The 224-nt window shown below is 51.3% G+C and carries 1 pseudogene; it reads right to left on the bottom strand.

Annotated features, from left to right (window positions below):
- Positions 1-224: pseudogene (locus Q9J80_RS10830) on the bottom strand (hypothetical protein); the annotation flags it as partial.

Here is a 224-nt window from a genome sequence, read left to right as displayed (position 1 = left end):
TTTTCGGGATAGATATCTTTGCCCGAACGGTACCAGCCTTTCTTGCGCACGCAGGCATCGGCTCTTGACGTACCGCCGCCAATCGGGTCATAGCCGCAGGAAAACATATCGTCGAGCTTTCGCTGTCCATACAGATTCATCTGCCGCAGCATTTCATCACGCTTGGCTCTGCTGGCTTCCGGTGGAGTTTTTTTAGCAGGATAAATTTTGTCTTCGTTGCACAG

This window comes from Neisseria blantyrii, assembly GCF_962747855.1.
In the GTDB taxonomy this organism is placed as follows: Bacteria; Pseudomonadota; Gammaproteobacteria; order Burkholderiales; family Neisseriaceae; genus Neisseria; species Neisseria viridiae.
The sequence above is the reverse complement of the archived record's forward strand: the minus strand, read 5'-3'. Positions and strand labels throughout refer to the sequence as shown.